The organism is Luteolibacter luteus (assembly GCF_012913485.1).
GTDB classification, from domain to species: domain Bacteria; phylum Verrucomicrobiota; class Verrucomicrobiia; order Verrucomicrobiales; family Akkermansiaceae; genus Haloferula; species Haloferula lutea.
This window is the reverse complement of record NZ_CP051774.1, coordinates 3,532,968-3,550,147: the sequence shown is the minus strand read 5'-3', so window position 1 is coordinate 3,550,147 and position 17,180 is coordinate 3,532,968. Positions and strand designations below refer to the sequence as shown.

The window sequence follows — 17,180 nt, the reverse complement described above, 5'->3', positions numbered from 1 at the left end:
CATTTTTCCTGCCCTAGAGCTGTTTCAAGGCGTCCCTCCGACCGAGCCGACCAGCCTTGGCATCACTCACCGCCGCACGCCAAGTCGCAAAGCGTGAAGGCGACCAACCGTCGTGAAGCAAGGTAGCCCAGCCATGGAGGAGAGCGATCGCCCACGCTTTAAACATCGAGCCTTCCCGCTCCATCAGCCACATGGTGTTCCGGACTTCGTAGTAAAATTTCCAGTCCTCCAGGCCGGTCTCGAACCAGAATTCCTTCCCGCCAATGACCCAGCGGCGAAGGTTTTTGGCAGATGGGTGATCGAGTATGGAGTCGCGCACCGCCTCGAAGCGGAAGCCGGCGGCTGCCAGACGGCGGGGATATTCCTCGTCTTCCCCGCGGATGAAGAGTTCACCAAGAACGGGGCCGGCCTTTTCCCAGGCGGCGCGGGGAATCATGGCTCCGGTCCAAGAGGCCCGGCTTTCCGCGCGCTCGCCGCCCGGCCACTCGCCGGGATGTCGGATAGTGTGCCATTTTCCCGAAGCCTCCCGGATGGGAAGTGGCCAGGAATAGCGGCCTCCGGCGGGATCGATTTGGAGACTGTGGCGCACCCGTTGGGGATCGAAGCCACCCGCCAGCAGGGCCTCAAGGGCTGCCTCGCGCGGCCACGAATCGTCATCGAGGATCCAGACGGCATCCGCGCCGAGGGCAAAGGCATGGTCCATGGCCACGCGCACGCCTCCGGCATTGCCGAGATTGTCACCCGTATCGACCACGGTGAGAGGTCCCCAAGCGAGCTCGCGCAGGGCATCGGGAGTGCCGTCGGTGGAAGCATTATCCCCGACGACGACAAGATCCGGCGGGCGGGTCTGAACTTGTAAACGGCGCACGCACTCCAAGGCGGTCGAGCGCCGGTTGTAGCAGGCGAAGACGGCGGCAATGCGGGGCGAAGTCAACGGTGCGAGTTCCGCATCATTCCGGCCGCCTTTCAAGCACGGTCACCTCAAGCCCACCCGCAGCACCCCTTTCCAAGCGCGGGCCACGATCCACAATATGCCGTCTGTTAGGCCATTCAGGTAGGGATCGTCGAAGAGGGTCAGGCCATAGGCGCGACGGATGGCGCGGGATTCGACGTGCTGGCGTTCCGCCTTGAGGATGATGTCCATGTCACGGGTCTTGCCGAGATAGCGCTGGGAGATGTTGTCTCCGTGAAGGCGGAAGTCGGCGACCTGCACGGGGAGGTGTTGGAAGTTCATCCCCTTGACGTGCAAGCGGGCATAGAACTCGCCATCCATGACGCAGTGGAAGTCCTCCCGCAGACGGTGCCCCGCTTGAAGCACGGTCTCCCGCCGGAAGAAGCAGGCGGTCGACCCGATGTAACAGTGATGATGGACGTTTACGAAAGGAGACCAACCCGGAACCTTGACCGAGCGGAGGAAAGCACCGGCTTCATCGATGAAATCGTAATCACCATAGATGATATCCGCCGTGGTCTGCCGCGCGGCCTGCTTGATCGCGGCAAGGGCGCCTGGCTTCAGGCGATCGTCGGCATTCAGCCAGATCACCCATTCTCCACGTGCACGATTGAAGCCCTTGTTGATGGCATCGGACATGCCTTTGTCCGGCTCCTGGGACCAAGTGGCATGAGGAAAGCGCGAGGTGATGGCCGCGCTGTCATCAGTAGAGCCGCCATCGAGCACCAGATGCTCCACCGATACGCCCGTCTGCACGGCCACGCTCTCCAAACACTCCGCCAGGAAGCGACCGTGGTTCAGATTCGCGGTGATGATGGTGAAATCCATGCGCGAACTACTTCCAAATGCGATCAGGGGCCGTGACAAGCCGGTTTCCACTTTCCCGGGCGGGGAAATTCCCGTTTCTTCGGGCGTGCGACGCTTTGCCGCCAGTGCGGGATTCACCCTAGCCACCCTGATCCTCGCCACGCTCTCTTGGGCGCTCTGGCAATCCAGTTTCGTGGCTGCCAAGGGCGTCCCTGCCGTGGACCTGCATTACACGCCACGGGAAGTGTCGCGGACACCGGTGGGGGTGCTGCGGGAGGAGGGCGAGACCGCGGTGTTAGAGGCGGCCAAAGAGGTGCCACGCATCGAGCTACGCTGGATCAAGCCACCGCCTGCCCGCTATGCGCATGTCTCGCTTGATGTTTCCGCCCAAGGGGTGGTGGTGGGAAATCATCCTTGGGAAGACGCCAGGATTTTCCTGATGTGGTTCGACCATCAAGGGAAGATGGCAGAAGGATATCTGCCGCTATGGTCCGGCTCCGGCGATCAAGGGAGGCAGACCAAGGACGTGATGTTACCTCTGGCACGGGACGGGACTTTGCCTTGGCTCATCATCGAGAACCGCGGCTCCGCAGGCGTTTTCAAGGTCCACTCCTTCAGCATGCAGCCCGCGGAGCTGAGGCCGGGCTTGGGCTGGATGCTTGCCTTGCTGCTGCTTTCCTGGCTCGGCCTGATCGGCTTTGCCCTGCGCCGCTGGGTGGTGAAGACGCCCGTGGCGCTGCCCCGCATTGCGATCGCCGCGGCTCTATGGGTGGGCTTTGCATGGGTTTCTTCCTTTCCCGGTCCTTGGATCCCGTGGCACCCGCTCGGGAAACCCTTTCCGGTGAAGCATCTGGATGGCTCCACGATTCCCGTGCCCGCACCGAAGCCTGTGCCTCCTCCGGCTCCTGAGCCGGCGCTTCCGCCCGTGGCCGAAGCTCCCGCCCCTGCACCTGTCCCTGTTCCCGCCGAAGCTCCGCCCGCGGTGGCAACCATTCCGGCACCCGCTGAAGCTCCGCCCACGGTGGCAGCTACGCCGGAACCCGCTGAAGCAGCCGCCCCCCCTCCTGCCTCCCCAAGCACTCCAGAAACGCCTGTCGCGGAAGCATCCGGCTCAACCCGTCAGGCAAAGCCTGCACGCCTGGGCGGGGGACCAGTCCGCTGGTTCCTGAATCACCTGCCGGGGCTAAAGCGGCCGATCCATCTGCTGGCCTTCGCCGGGCTAACCACCTTGATCGCCCTTTTAACCGGAAGCAGCCGTGCGGGTTGGCCGGCCTTTGCCCTGGGCATTCTCTCGGAGTTTTCCCAATGGGCTTACGGCTTCGGCAGTGATGGTGGAGACATCATTGATCTGGCCTTCGACGGTGCGGCGGTGCTGGCCGGCATCGCAGTGTGGCATTGGTTTTCGAAGCTCCTCGCGAAGTGGCAGCGCGAACCGGAAGCCCCGGTGCTCCCGTCTCCGGCCTCCGACGCTTGATCCCACCTTGGATACCGGGGAGCGCCAAATGCGATCCTGATGCTATTCCCCGGCTTCCAAGACCTCACGAATGGCGTGGGCAGGCACGGTCATCTGATTGCCGCGCCGTCCTGCGGGGCAGACCAGAACGCGGTGATCGTGACCCAGAACGAGGGAGATCCCGGCGTAGCAGCCATTGCGGAAGGTGCGTGGCATGAGCTCCACAACCCGCGTGCCCTGCGGCGCCCAGAGGAGATTGGTCATTCCCGCTCCGTGGATTCCCGCGATGATCCGGGCCTGGCGGAAGATGGCTACTTGCTCACGGAAAGAGAGGGTGCCGGGTTCGATGATTTCCCAACCCTCGGTGGCAAGGGCCTGTTCCAACTCGCGGGCATTCGTGATGTCGCGGGTGGTGTCCTTCCGTGAGATGAAGATCTTGCGATGACCTGCACCCAACTTCGGTGGAATGCCGAAGCTTTTCCTCAGCCAGGCCACGCCCATGGGATTCACGCAGCCCGTCAGCGCGACAGGCCCGGCAAAATGATACTTCTCGATGAAGAGGTGTTCTTCCGGAGCCTCACGGATGCGATCGCCCAAACCCAACAGCTTCAAGCTCTCCGAGGCGAACGCAGGAAGCCCGGGTGGAACGAGGATCCCGGTATCTTCCGGAAAGGAAGGAAGGTGTAGCAGGCGGGTGAGACCATCGGTGATCCAATGGTAGTAGTTGTTGCCGCGGGTCCATCGGGAAACAAGCGAGGTCCAGTTCCCGGGCAACTCGGTTTCGTCATGGCCGCCGTTGATGCGCCAGACCGGATCACCACTCGCCTGGGGGCCGTACATTGCCTCGTAGCAGGCATGGCCCAGGTCATCCGCGTGCACCAGAGACGGGCCCAGCAAGCGGGCCGAAGCGCGGCGAGTCCACAGTACCGGCCACCAGCGGTAGTCCGCCTGCCGAAGACCGGAGGCGATGATTTCCGAAAGCTCCGGCACCGCTGGCAAGGTCTGGCCATCCGCGATGATCCTGCCATTCACACGGCCTTTCTGGATCTCGTGCTTTTCCTGGAAGATGCCAAAGGGCACACCACCCTGCTCGGGACCTTCGCCCCGCCAACCGCGCCAACGACGAAGCGCCGGGAAGGCGAGCTTCTCGACCGTGCGCTGCGGCCAACGCCGCCCCATCAGAATTCTGCCTCTAGCCCACATCGACGAACTCCCATCCTTCGCATCGTTTTTCCTCCGCGGGCGCCTTCATTCCAGTGCGATACCACACCGAAGGCATGAGGACCTGCTGGCCCGGCTTCTTTCCAAGCCATGCGGCCCACCATGAATAGCTGCTGTTCGCGATAATGTGATGGGCGGCAAGGCTCATCAAATGCAGGTCATGCAGGGGGTCCTGCACGCCCGCGGGCGAAGCACACACCTCGACGTCATCCGCCGCGAGATGCAGCGAGCACCACGCCGGATCATCGGAAAACAAGAAGAAGCGGGCTCCCTCCAGGCGGTCGCGCAGACGTCCCATCGCGGTGCGATAGTATTCCAGATCGCAGACATCAAAAGGAGCATTGCCGACATAGTCGGTACGGCGGACATGGACCGCCACCGTGCGATCCGCACGGATGCGGTCGCGGGCCCGCAAGGTCTCCGCGCCCCAAGGCAAGTTGTCCATGCGGAGTTCGTCCCGCAGCAGAGGCTCGATGCCCCGGAAATAAAGCGGCGACTGGAAGTAACCGAAGAGCATGCAGGAGGCAGGTGCCTCCAAGTAGCGGGGATCGAAGCTTTGATCGATCACTGTCTCCCGAATCACGGGAACGCCGCGGAATTCCCAGTAGTGCCTGCCCGAAAGCTTGCGCAAGACGCGCGAAGCCAAGGTAAAAGGGCGGATAATTTCCGCCTTTAGCGGCAGGCGGCGAAGGCAGGAAACGAGCCCCCAGCCTTCGCGATTGAACCAACTCGCGTCCAGCACGAGGGGCACTCCGTGGCGTTCGGAAAGCACCCGCCCCATGGCATACTGGAACAGGTTGTTGCCGGTGCGGCCAAGCATGAGGGCACGGATCATGATTTCGCGGCCATGGCTTGTGAGATCCCCTCCAGCAGATTGTCCCCGTAGTCCTGCCAGGTATTGCGAAGCGCTCCGGCTTTCAACGCGGCCTCTCCCATGCTGCGGTTCAGTGCCTGGTCCTTCGCAAGAAGAAGCATGGCGTCCTGAAGCGCGCGGATATCACGGGAGGGAATGATGATACCTTCCACCTGATTCCTCACCACCGTGGTCGCGCCGCTTTCATGCGTGGCGATGAGGGGAAGGCCCGCGGCCATGGCTTCGGAGAGCACGCGGGCAAACCCCTCTTCGACGGAAGGAAGCACGAAGGCAGTCGCGCCCTGGAGAATTTCCGCGATCCTTGGCTGCGGGAGAAAAGGATGGTGCTCGATGAGATCACGCCACAGGGGCCACTCCTGATCGAAGTCGGGGCGGATGCCACCAATGCAAATCAGGCGGGCATGAGGAAAAGTTTCCCTCAGCTTCGCAAAGGCGCGGAAAAGATACTGGTGGCCCTTGCGCAAGCACACGCTGCCCACGGACACGAAGACGGGACTCTCCGGAACCGCCTCGCGAGGCTTGAAGATGGATGTGTCCACGCCGAAGTGGCGGACATGGCATTTCGCAGGCGGGACCCCCTGCGCAACCATCGACTCCTTCACGAAGTCGCTAGGACAGAGGATGAGATCGGCCTGCTCGATTTCCCGGGAGATCCGCTCCACGACCCAATCGGGAAAGGGGACCTCGTAGCCCGGCATGAACTCGCCGCACTCCCGCCGCCAGAGCTCCGCATGAAGGCGCGGATGGCTGTTAGGAGCGTCGAAGACCTTCAGGATCCCCCTCTCCTGCCGGTCGGCCAAATCGAAGAGCGGGATGCATGAGCCCATAGGCCCCATCACCACATTGCAGGCGGAAGGAATCGCCTGCCGGGAGAGCCACGCGTCGTAAGCAGGCAGGAAGAGCCAGCGGGTCCATTCCTCCAGCTGCACGAAAGGCAGGTGGTAAAACGGCTTCTTGAGAAGATGGTAAGGCCAGATGCGCCGGTAGTTTCCGACGCCGGTGATGTTTGCATTGCTGACCCAATAGCCAGCCAGGGCATCACGCTGCTCAAATGCCTTGGCGGTGTGATGCAGGTACCATTTCAGCATCGCCGCGATCAGCACCCGGGGAGCGATGGGGTCCCTGCTCATTTGCAAACGCGAGGATTGCTAGGCCCGCTCAGGATCACGCCGGAACACTTGCACGTTGTAGGGAAGCCATCCCCTGAATCCCAGCTCTTGCAGCCTGGAGGAGAAGCGCTGGCTCTCCTCCTGCCGGTATGCATAGCCGCGCGCCTCGAACTTCTCCCGCCAGTAGCTTTGGTCCTGCTCATTGATGTGGCCGTGACCTCCTTGGCCGGGAACGGCAGCGGAGAAGATAACCAGATCGGAGCGGCCGATCATGCACTCGACGAAATTGTTCGAAAGCTGCTCGGGAATGTGTTCCGCCACCTCGATCGAATAAACGAGATCAAAGCTGCCCGTGTTCGATAGGGCATTTGGGGCCGCGCAGTCGAATTCCTTCAATTCGACCCCTTGAAGCGAGGCGAGCCAGCGTCCCATCGGCGAGTATTCCACCCCCGTGGCATCGACCCCGCTTTGCTTGAGCCTGAAAACATATCCGCCCGTACCCGCGCCCACATCCTGGGAAGTGCGGATTCCCGGGAATTGCTCGTGCACCGCCTTTGAAAAGACCGCGCCGCAACGGCGGGCGGAAATCAGGTAGTGGCTCCAGATGATGGGATTGTACACCAACACCCGGATGCCAGTTCGTTCCCCGACGCTGGTCAGCCATTCTCCGAATCTAAGAATCACCCGCTTCATGTCTAAAAAGAGCCTATGCTTCCAACCCGTACAAGGTGGTCAGTTTTTTCGCCACGCTGTCCCAGGAAAAATTGTCTTCGATGCACTGGCGGGCCCGCTGGCCCAGCGCGCTGAGATCTCCATCCTTGGCCAAGAGCATGGCTTCGACAATTTCATCCTCCGAATTCCCAGCCGGGAATCCGCATTCGAATTTCCGGATCAGCGGGACCATGTTGGTTCCTTCGGTAAGGAGACAAGGAAGGCTGCGGGACATTGCCTCAAGGATGCTCAGCGGCATCCCCTCCCAACGCGAGGTGTGGAGGAACAGCGATGCCTCCCCAAAGAGGCGGTCCTTGTCCCCGCCGACGACCGGCCCGCGGATTTCCACGTGCTCCTGCAAGGAATGCTCCGCAATCAGTCTTTCGAGTTCCGCCTTGCCATCGCGGAAGTCCGGGCCGACCAGCACCAACCCGGGGAGCGAGCCAGCCCGCTGCCGGCAGCGGGCATAGGAAGTGATCAGCCGGTCCAAGCCCTTGTGCTCGATCGCGAGGCGTCCGAGAAAAAGCCACACCGAGCGCCCCCCTTTAATCTGATCAAGCGGAGGGATTTTCACCCCATTCGAGATGTAGGTGACCTTTCCCATGGCGGGCAGGTGCGAGAGTTCTTTCTCCTCGGCTTCGCTGACGGCTTGGATGGCCTGGGCCCGGGACCACAGTTTTTTCTCCCGCAGCATCACCCATAGGCGTTTCAGCAAACGATTTCGTCCGGACAAGACCCTCTCGCCCCAGCCGCCATTCGGGGTGACAACGTAGGGCAGGCCCAAGTCTGCGATCAGGTTGTTAGACGGAATGAAGACCGAATGAAGGTGCAGCCTGTGGATGTCTCCGGCACGGCTGGCGATCCACCGCCGGGTGACGGGAGGCATCATGAAGGCGGCCACCAGAGGATGCTTGCACCGGGGCAGGCGGAAGAGAGGTATCCCGCTCCCGGTCCTGCCTTCCGTAACATCCATCACGCGCGGATCGAAACCCCAGATCTCCACCGCCACGCCCATGCGATGCAAGGCGTCACACTGACCGGCCAATGTTGCGGATACGCCGTCCAAAGCGTCGGGGTCATATCCGCCGACGTGAACGATAATCTTCTTCTGCGAAGCCATGGAATTATCGATTCAACTTTGCGGTGCAGGCGTGTTCATAGGCCATGGAAATTTCAAGGCCCTTGGATCTCCACGTGAGTTCTTCCGCCCTTTGAATCGCTCCCTTTGAAAGGGCAGCGAGAAGAACCGGATCCTCCAGAAGACGAACCAAAGCTTGTTCGACACCCGAGACGCTGGTCTGAAAATCGACGAGGGGAATCTTGATCCCGCAGCCTTCCGTTACGGCCGTTCCCATGCCACACGCATCATGGCAGATGACCGGCAGCCCGCGCTCCAAGGCTTCGAGCAAAACGCTGGCAGTAGCTTCCTTGATCGAGGTGTGAACAAGGACATGACAACCGGCCATCACTTCCAAAGCTTCGCTCCTCGGCAGCATCCCGCGCCATTTCACACAGGCTTCCACCCCCAGCGAGCTGGCGAGATTTTTCCAACGTTCTCCTTCAACCCCGTCGCCCAATACTTCGAGTTCGACCCTGCCCTTCACGCCTTGCAAGGCGGTCAGGAGGACGGGGAGCGCCTTGATCCCTTGGAAAAGACCGCTCCAGCAGATCCGGAGGATTTCCCCGTCACGAAGCTCCTTGATGCCCGCCTTTGGAAGGTCACTTTGAGCGCCCACCTCGAGCATGGGATCCGCTTTGACACCCCATCGCTGGAACATCTCACGATCCTCCCGGCAGACCGCCCAGATCTTGCTCGCCGCGCGGGCTGCTTGCGCTGGCCTGCCGCCGCCCGTCATCTGGCGGCGATTGAAGAAATTCCGGATCCGCCAGCGGAGCTGTTCCTTCCGACCGAAGTCCCCGATGAAAGAAGCGGGGACCATGGGTGAGCCTGAGACAGGCCCCCAGAAGAAAGGAATGCCAAGCTTCCAAAGATATCCCGGCTCCCGGAAACCGATGACGGTCACGTGGTGGACGACGTCAAAGGGGAGCTCCGCGTGAAGGTCCCGGGCAACTCCAAGGACCTGCTGCTGCCATAGCTGGTAAGATTTGTAGTAGAGAAACCAAAGTCCGGGCAGGGCATGGAGATCGTGGATGGCGCGGGACAGCGCCCCGGCTTGGACGTGCTTGAACCGCAGGCGGGGAGGAAGCCCCACCTCCCGGGAATACCGCTCGATGTCCTTGGCCGTGGGAGAGGCCGGGGAGAGGTCCCCGCAGATCACCGTGACGTCGTGATGCTTCGCGAGCTCGATCGCCGTGTTCCAGCCGACAGCGGATTCCCCTCCTTTGTAGGGGGAACAATAGTAGGCTGACAGCAAGACTCTCATGCCGGGAAAGCAAGCGGAAGAGCAGCGGACTTCGGCAAGCGCCAGGACCGGAAACGAGCGGGCCGTGAGGGTTCGAAGGAATTGATCACGATCGAGAACATACGCGCGGGTCCGTGGATTCAGGACTTGGCATCCCGTGCTGTCGCCGCCTTCCGGCGAGCCGCAATGGCCATCCGATGGAGCTCAAGCTCGTAGGGATCCTCGAATCGATCACATATGGGCTTCGCGGGATTTCCACCGACGACGACGTAAGGTTCAACATCCTTGGTCACGACGGCGCCAGAGGCGACAACGCAGCCTTCCCCAAGGACAATGCCGCTGAGGATGATTGCCCCGTAGCCGATCCACACATCGTCCCCGACCACTACTTTCAAGTCGGTTCCCTTCCAATCGTAGTCCGGATCACGGATTTGCTGGGCGAGGCGCGTGGGAGTTCCCACGTGCTGGAAGTGGTGATCATAGCGTCCCACGAAGGCGACCATGTTCGCCATGATCACATTGTGCCCGATCTCGGCATCACACTCGATCTGGCTGTAGCGGCCGATGTAGCAATTCTCACCGATGACAATGCGGTTCGGCGCCCACATCACCACACGACGGCCCGCATGAAAGCCGCGTCCGATCGCATGCTTTCTCCAGACCACGCGAACGAGGTACCAATCCCGGAGACGCTTCAGGGACCGAAGAATACGATCATAGAAATCTTTCATCGCCGGAAACACCGTTATTGTTCAGCCGCATCCCGAAGAATCCGGGAGAATTCCGCGAGCCACTGTGATTGGGATGCGTTTTGAAGAAGCCACTCGCGGCCAGCCCTGCCCATGGCGGTGCGGCCTTCCATGCCAAGCTCCTCCATGCGCTCGACATCATCCGCGAGCCGGGCTGCGTCACCCGGAGGGTGGAGGAATCCGGTGACACCCTCCGTCACTGTCTCCGTGAGTCCGCCAGAGGCTGCTGCGAGAACGGGGCGCATGAAATCGAAGGCCTCATACACGATGAGTCCGAGAGGTTCCCACCAGATCGAAGGCGCGATCAGGGCACGGCAGCCATAGATGAGGCTATCCTTCTGCTTGCCCGAGACGAACCCCACACAGACCACCTTCTTCATGCGGGTCGTCAATGCGTGAACCTTCGCTTCGTCGGGCCCCGTACCGGCGATGACAAGACGCGGGCAGGCGTTCCCCAGCCTCTTTTCCAAGATCCGCCACGCCTCCAGCATGGTGTAGAGACCCTTTTCCGGCACGAGCCGGCCCAAGAACAGATAATGCCCGGCCATTGGCGAGGCGTTGTGTTCAGCGCGCGGTCTCCAACAATGGCGCAGCGTGACCACCCGCTCCGGAGGAATTCCTGCGGAGATGAATTTATCGCGCATGAAGTTCGAGACCGCGAGCCAGCGCTTCACGACGTCGAGGGTTCCCGAGCCAACGAGCTTCGACTGGTAGGTAGCTACCAGAAAGGTGCGCATGAAGGAGCGCTCCCACGCGCGACCGAACACCTCCGGCCAAGGATTCCCATGCAAGGCGCCATCGTGAACCCTCCCCCGGACCCACATGGTTCCCGAGGGGCTGAAGGGGCGGAAATTATGGATGTATTGGACTACGGGCAGGCCAAGCTGGGTCGCCTCATCGTAGAGGCCGAGCGAGCCGACGGGCAGCAGATTGTGGAATAGGAGGACCTGGGGGCTGGTCTCTGCCACAACTTTCCGCAAGCGTTCCCGGGATTCGGGATTGTTCCAGACCTTGATGGCCTGGCTGAAGCGCGAGGGAGCGCCACTGCCTTTCCACGTTCCGCTGTGGAACCTCAGATCCCTGACTTCCAGCGCCTCCTCTGCGAAGGCCGGAAGCTGGTTCACCCACACCTCCTCGCCACCGGCTTCCAGGTATTGGTTGAATACCTGGAGAACTTTGAAGGACGGGGGGTTCATTCAGAAACGGGGACCTGTGCCACAGCGATGTTAGGAGGATTATGGACCGGATGGATAGCCTGTGGCTTTAAAAATCGTGCGCACCGCGGCCGTCGCGCTGGCAGGATCCATGTGGACGCCGTCCGTGAACTTTACCATGCCGGGCGGGATGGCATTCGCAAGATCCCAGAATGGCAGGCCGGCGCGGCGTGCCAGCTCTTCCGGCAGGCGGCGGTTCGGCGAAGAGGGCTCGGCTCCCGGAGGGAACATGACGATGGTGATCTTCGATCCAGCGGCCTCAAGCTTCCGCAGAATTCCGGCGGCTTCCTCCAAGAGCGCGTCCTCCTCCTTGTTCGTCTCCTGCGGAGCCGGACTTAGGGTCGGATGTGTGGTCACCTCGAAGGGCGCGACGTCGGGCCTGCCGCTGGCTCCCATTTTCCGTTCCATCAGGAGGGTGTATGCCATCGCGGAGGGGCGGGAGGAGGCGCTGAGATTAGGAACGGTGACACCGGTACGGAACCAGCGCTTGTGCATCGCCTTGGCGACGTCGGTTTCCTTGGCGTTCACGGCACGGTAGAGGGTATTCCCTTCCACAATCAGATAAGGAGCGCGGGGAATGGTCCCGGCATCCATGGCGCGCAGGGTCTCCATGGCACTTCCACCATCGCAGCCGAGATTTGCGACGCCATCGAAGCCGCGGGTGCGATCGGGCAGGCGACCGGTAATCGAGGAACCGAGGAACATCACCTGCGGTTCGCCCCGGATGCCGCTCTGCAAGCGGGCAATCGAGGAGAAGTAATTCGACTCGCTTTTCGTCGTACGTCCGCCGGTCCGCTGGATCAGCAGCGACTGGATGCCGAAGCAGGCCGCCAAGGCGGCGATCAGGCAGACGACGTAGAGGAAGCGAGGTCTAGAACTGGAAGTAGATGAATCCACGGGGTGCTCCAGGATTGGTGATCAACAAGAACAGCATCACGGCGTGCACGCAGGCTTCGGCAACCGGGCTGTGCAGCTTCGCGAGGAGGCCGGACTTATGCTCCTTGGCCCAGCCCCACACGTGATAAAGAATGACGGCAGTGCCATAAAAGAGCAGCGAGAAGATGGGCGGGCCGGACATGATGTAGTGGCCGCAGGTAAGGCCCTGGAAGAAGGCACGGATGTGCGCCATGTCCGGCATCAGGAAGGTGAGCCACAGGAGGGTGACGGCGTGGAAGGTGTAGAACCAGCCGAGGACCGCCCGGACGGGCGAGCGGCCGGGATTCTCCACGAGCTTGCCCCGGCGCCGGGTAAAGAAGCGCTCCAGCGCAAGCAGAACGCCGTGAAGGGTGCCCCAGAGGGCGAATTTCCACTCGGCGCCATGCCAGAGGCCGCCGAGGAACATCACGAGGAAGAGATTCACGTAGGTCCTCCCCTCCCCGTTCCGGTTACCACCGAGCGGGATGTAAAGGTAGTCCCGGAGCCACGCGGAAAGCGACATGTGCCAACGCCGCCAGAACTCGGTGATGCTGGTGGAGAGGTAAGGGAAATTGAAGTTCTCCGGAAAGGTGTATCCAAACAGGGCAGCCAGCCCGATGGCGATGAGCGAGTAGCCCCCAAAATCCGCGAAGATCTGCAGGCCGTAGCCATAGATCAGCGGGACAAGGAAGAGCGGACCGGCGGTCGAAATCTCCGTGGCACCGATGGTCAACATGGCGGTCTGTTCGGAGAGGTTGTCCGCCACGAAGACCTTCAGGAAATAGCCAAGAATCAGCATGCGGATGACGAACATCCAAGGGATGTCCTCGATCCGCTTTGCCGCAATCTGCGGCCAGAATTGCTTCGCTTTGACGATGGGTCCGGCGACGAGCTGCGGAAAGAACAGCAGATAGAAGCCGATGTCCCGCACCCCTTTGGTAAAGCGCCCTCCCTTTGAAAGGAGCGCATCGCTTTCCCGAGTCACCTCGCCGCGGGCGACGTCTACAATCATGCTGATGCCGTGGAAGGTGTAGAAGGAGATGCCGATCGGCAGGGGAATGCCTTTCACGGCCTCGACCCAGGAAGCCGGCAGGAATGGAACCATCCCGACCACGAACGGGGCGTACTTGAAGACGGCCAGCAGGGCTAAATTCAGGATCACCGCCAAGCGGGTCCAGTACTTCACGCGCACCTCATCCCCTGCCACCTTGTGCAAGATGATGCGAGCGGTGGCGATGCTGTTTCCCACGCAGGAAATCGCCAGAAGGACAATGAGCCGGGGGTCTTCCCAACCGTAGAAAACAACGCTGGCCGCCAAGGCCAAGGTGACCTGCCACGCCTTTCCGTGACGTCCCCTTGACCAAGGGGCGTAGTACAGAAAAAAGGTGACCGCTAAAAGGGCGGCAAATTCCCAAGAATTGAACAGCATCGGCGGGCGGGAGACTATCTGCCTTCCGGGGAAGGCGGAGGAAAGGCCAAAACAGACGGGGAGGCTCCTACGTGTATCAACGGATGGCGACTGCGAAAAATCAGGAGAAGCTGACTAGCGACCGGCTTCCGAAAAGGCTCGAAAAAGCCCGCAGCTAAAGGGATCCAGCGCCTCTAACAGATCGTTAGAACACTCTGAAATTCGCCTGCTCAAGATCGCGCCCTGAAAGTGCGGCACAGAGTCGTCACTTGCCGCCGTGAATACAATGTGATTGGTTTTTTATCGGTGTTACTCGTTTCAAAACCCAATCCGAAATCAGGTAGCAACCCGGCCACGCTTGCCATTCTTTCTCTAGTCGCCCTAGGAACGGCGATGGGAGATCCTGTGGTGTCTCCCGATCCCGTGCCCCAAAAAGTGGTATGCGTCGGAGGAAGCATGACTTGGGGATACTGGGCTGATTATCCGCTCCTGCGCCGAAGCTACCCTTTCCAATTGGAGCGGCTGTTAGGACCTGGCTTTTCCCTTCGCAACTACGGCTTCAATGGAGCCAGCGCCGGGCGATATCCGGGCGAAGAATACCGGGCTTACCTCAACAGCGGCGAGCAGGTGGGCATTCTGAAGTGGAAACCGGATGTGGTGATTTCCGGACTCGGAATCAATGATTGTCTTCCCGCCTTCAGCGATCCCGTGAAGTTCGAACAAGGTTACCGGGAATTGGCGGCAGCTTGGAGAAGCTCGGGAAAGAACCCTTCCATCTGGATCTGGAACCGCTTGTCGCCGGATTTCCGTGGACCTCGCGGGGTTCCCGCTTTCCCGGGCAACGTGTTTCCGAATGTCACGGTCTTTACCGAGGACGACAACGGCATCGCCGCCAACCGTCCTGCCATCCAGAACAGGATGGATCAATTCGCGCCAAGCGCCGGCTTTGGCACCATCGATGCATACTCGCAGTTGGCAACGCACCCTGAGTGGGGCGGCGAAGGTTTGCATTTCGTGGAGCCCGGTCTCAAGCGGCTGGCGGAAATCATTTATTGCCGTGCTTGGGAAACGCGCGCGAAGAGCATGCTTCCCAAGCTCACCGAGATCGTCCCCTTGCCAGGTGCTGGGAGCCCGAACGACGACACCGGAACCAAACGTCCCTGGGTTGAGATCTACAATCCCTATGAAGGCGGCCTTTGCCTCGATGGGCTGTCACTGGATACGGGAGCCGGGACGCCAAGGTATGAGTTTGAAAACTCGACCGTCCTGTGGCCGAAGGAGAGACGGTTGATCTTTCTCTCCGGACACAACCGGAAGGACCCTACCCGAACCCTGCACACCAATTTCGGAGTGGACTATGAAAGCGGCCAACTCCGTCTGGTAGGGCGGGACGGCCTGATGGTCCAATCCGCCGGTTGGAGGGATTGGACCGCTTCGGGCTCCTTTGGCCTTCAAGATCCGCAAACCACCGAGGCGGTGGGCACTTCTTCTCCTCACTCCCGGTTGGTTACGAGCACCCCGCCCGAAAATTGGCAGCAGCCCTCCTACTCCGGCTCATGGGATAGCGGCACGGGAGGAACCGGATATGAGCTGGCAACAAAAGCAGAAGACCAATTCACAAAACGGTGGAACTGCAGCCAGGCGCCCAGCGGCATTTGGGGACTCTATTCCTACGGCAAGGGAACTTGGACGGCGCAAGGAGACGGTACTTATCAAGCTACGGGAACGGGGCTGATGGGCTCACCTTTCGCATGGACCCAGAGCGACGACGTGTCCTGGACCTTCGAGACCCGGCTCCGGATCAATGGCACCCAGAGCGGCACGAATCGCGGCTTTGTGATCAAGGGTGGAACCCGGGGTGCCGGCGGAGGTTATGGCACGATCTTCATCCAGTCTGACAAAGTGAGGTACGGGCAGCCCTACGACCAAGGTTTCACCCTTTCCAGCGAGTCCAACTCCGATGACTTCCACGTCTTCCGGTTCGCTTACCATGCTCCTACCCGGCGATTTTTCGTATGGAGGGATGGCGTGCAGATCACCTCTCTCACCGGCGGAAGATTCAGCGATGCAAGCCGTCAAAACTGGCTGGTGTGGGGATCCTACGATGCTTCCTCTTCCCAAGATGTGACGATCGACTACGCGAGCGTCGATCTCACCAACGCGTACGCACCCGCTGGCTCGAATGAGTCTTCCAACATCGGTGCCGGTGAGACGAAGCCGATGGCGAACGACTACACGGGCGTTTTCTCCGAGCAATCCACCTGCTTGGTCAGGATCCCGTTTCAGGGATCTTCCCAAGCTCTGGCGGGAATGCGGATGGACATCAACTTCGACGACGGCTTCAGGGCGTGGATCAATGGCGTCGAAGTCGCCGCGTGCAATGCACCCGCATCCGGCCTGACGGCACCGCTTTCCCGGGATGACTCACGCGGGACAGCTGCGCTGAGCTTCGACTTGAGCGAATTCGCCAGCCTGGTCAAGACCGGCGAGAACCTGCTCGCCGTGCAGGTGTTCAATGCTGCCGGGTCAGACGGGCGCTGCTTCGTGAGCCCGAAGCTGACTTTGATCGGCCAGGTTCCCGAGGCTCCCCGCTATTTCGCATCGCCCTCCCCGAATGGCACCAGCACCTCGGGCGCTCCGCTTCCCGCAATGGCTTGGCTCGATTCCGAACCGCCGCCGCCAGCGGGAGGCGTACCATTGGCACTCAATGTCGACAGCGATGGCGACGGAAGATCCGATCTTCTGGAGTACTCCGAAGGAACATCGATCAACAGCCCGGATGCGGGACCTTCACTGGAGCCCTTCGCGGGTCAGGTGAGCTTCCTGTGGCGGAGCAATTCGCAAGTGGGCTGGAGATTGATGGAAAGCACCGACATGGTGGAATGGAGGCCCGCCCGGATTTCTGGCCAAGCTTCCGTGTCGCCTTCGGGCACACCGGACCTGAACCAGATTTCCCAACCCGTATCCGGATCAGGGGTGTTTTATCGCCTGGCCGCGATCGAACAACCGACGCTCGCGACCTGGCAAGCGAGGTACTTCACATCGGGGGAGATCTCCCAAGGGACCATTTCTTCTTCGGATGCCGATCCTGATCTCGACGGGCTGCCGAATTCCGTGGAATTCGCGCTTAACATCAACCCGCGAGAGAATAGCCACAACAGCTTCCAAATTTCCCGGATCTCGCGGGGGCTCCGCTTTCCAGACCCGGGCGTTGGAAGAGGCGTGGTATGGCACCTCGACTCGAGCCGTAGCCTTCAGAGCTGGGAGACGCCGGCCGACGTCGATCTGCATTGCCTCGTGGATCCACTCTCCGGCCGATATCTGCTCGAAGCAGGAGATCCCGGCCTGCCGGGCGACAAGGGCTTCCTGCGCATGTCGTTCGAAAGCTCGGCCAATTGAGGATA

General features: G+C 61.0%; 14 protein-coding genes. 2 read left to right on the top strand and 12 right to left on the bottom strand.

Annotated features, from left to right (window positions below; all coding sequences use genetic code 11):
• Positions 1 to 13: 13 nt before the first annotated feature.
• Complete coding sequence (locus HHL09_RS14715; protein ID WP_169455386.1) at positions 14 to 934, bottom strand: glycosyltransferase; 921 nt, start codon at positions 932 to 934, stop codon at positions 14 to 16.
• Between the two features lie 42 nt (positions 935 to 976).
• On the bottom strand, positions 977 to 1,780 hold the full coding sequence (locus HHL09_RS14710; RefSeq protein WP_169455385.1) for a glycosyltransferase family 2 protein: 804 nt from the start codon (positions 1,778 to 1,780) through the stop codon (positions 977 to 979).
• Between HHL09_RS14710 and HHL09_RS26410 the strand changes: the two genes are divergently transcribed.
• On the top strand, positions 1,779 to 3,233 hold the full coding sequence (locus HHL09_RS26410) for a hypothetical protein (protein ID WP_205760848.1): 1,455 nt from the start codon (positions 1,779 to 1,781) through the stop codon (positions 3,231 to 3,233). The genes HHL09_RS14710 and HHL09_RS26410 overlap by 2 nt on opposite strands.
• A gap of 42 nt (positions 3,234 to 3,275) precedes the next feature.
• On the opposite strand, the gene HHL09_RS14700 is transcribed toward HHL09_RS26410, so the two are convergent.
• The 10 genes from HHL09_RS14700 to HHL09_RS14655 all read right to left on the bottom strand — a co-directional run bounded on the left by HHL09_RS14700 (position 3,276) and on the right by HHL09_RS14655 (position 13,797).
• Positions 3,276 to 4,391 carry a glycosyltransferase family 61 protein gene (locus HHL09_RS14700; protein WP_169455384.1) on the bottom strand — a complete coding sequence of 372 codons (1,116 nt, stop codon included), beginning with the start codon at positions 4,389 to 4,391 and terminating at the stop codon, positions 3,276 to 3,278.
• Between the two features lie 13 nt (positions 4,392 to 4,404).
• Positions 4,405 to 5,268, bottom strand: coding sequence for an alpha-1,2-fucosyltransferase (locus HHL09_RS14695; RefSeq protein ID WP_169455383.1), 864 nt, complete (start codon positions 5,266 to 5,268; stop codon positions 4,405 to 4,407).
• Positions 5,265 to 6,437: a glycosyltransferase family 4 protein gene (locus HHL09_RS14690; protein ID WP_169455382.1), complete on the bottom strand. Its 1,173-nt coding sequence runs from the start codon at positions 6,435 to 6,437 to the stop codon at positions 5,265 to 5,267. Before HHL09_RS14690 ends, HHL09_RS14695 begins: the two co-directional genes overlap by 4 nt.
• An 18-nt stretch (positions 6,438 to 6,455) precedes the next feature.
• A complete protein-coding gene (locus HHL09_RS14685; protein WP_169455381.1) occupies positions 6,456 to 7,109 on the bottom strand; it encodes a class I SAM-dependent methyltransferase in 654 nt (217 codons plus the stop codon).
• Positions 7,110 to 7,122: 13 nt separating this feature from the next.
• Entirely contained in the window at positions 7,123 to 8,247 is a 1,125-nt protein-coding gene (locus tag HHL09_RS14680; RefSeq protein ID WP_169455380.1) for a glycosyltransferase family 4 protein, read from the bottom strand.
• A 4-nt stretch (positions 8,248 to 8,251) separates the two neighbouring features.
• Positions 8,252 to 9,511 (bottom strand): glycosyltransferase family 4 protein, encoded by a 1,260-nt coding sequence (locus tag HHL09_RS14675; RefSeq protein ID WP_169455379.1) that lies wholly within the window; start codon positions 9,509 to 9,511, stop codon positions 8,252 to 8,254.
• A 119-nt stretch (positions 9,512 to 9,630) separates the two neighbouring features.
• Entirely contained in the window at positions 9,631 to 10,221 is a 591-nt protein-coding gene (locus tag HHL09_RS26670) for an acyltransferase (protein WP_169455378.1), read from the bottom strand.
• Positions 10,222 to 10,235: 14 nt separating this feature from the next.
• Entirely contained in the window at positions 10,236 to 11,435 is a 1,200-nt protein-coding gene (locus HHL09_RS14665; RefSeq protein ID WP_169455377.1) for a glycosyltransferase, read from the bottom strand.
• A 39-nt stretch (positions 11,436 to 11,474) separates the two neighbouring features.
• A complete protein-coding gene (locus HHL09_RS14660) occupies positions 11,475 to 12,350 on the bottom strand; it encodes an SGNH/GDSL hydrolase family protein (protein ID WP_169455376.1) in 876 nt (291 codons plus the stop codon).
• Positions 12,325 to 13,797: an MBOAT family O-acyltransferase gene (locus tag HHL09_RS14655; protein ID WP_169455375.1), complete on the bottom strand. Its 1,473-nt coding sequence runs from the start codon at positions 13,795 to 13,797 to the stop codon at positions 12,325 to 12,327. Before HHL09_RS14655 ends, HHL09_RS14660 begins: the two co-directional genes overlap by 26 nt.
• Positions 13,798 to 14,169: 372 nt before the next feature.
• Here HHL09_RS14655 and HHL09_RS14650 point away from each other — a divergent pair, with 372 nt between their 5' ends.
• A complete protein-coding gene (locus HHL09_RS14650) occupies positions 14,170 to 17,175 on the top strand; it encodes a GDSL-type esterase/lipase family protein (protein ID WP_277349182.1) in 3,006 nt (1,001 codons plus the stop codon).
• The last annotated feature ends 5 nt before the right edge of the window (positions 17,176 to 17,180 follow it).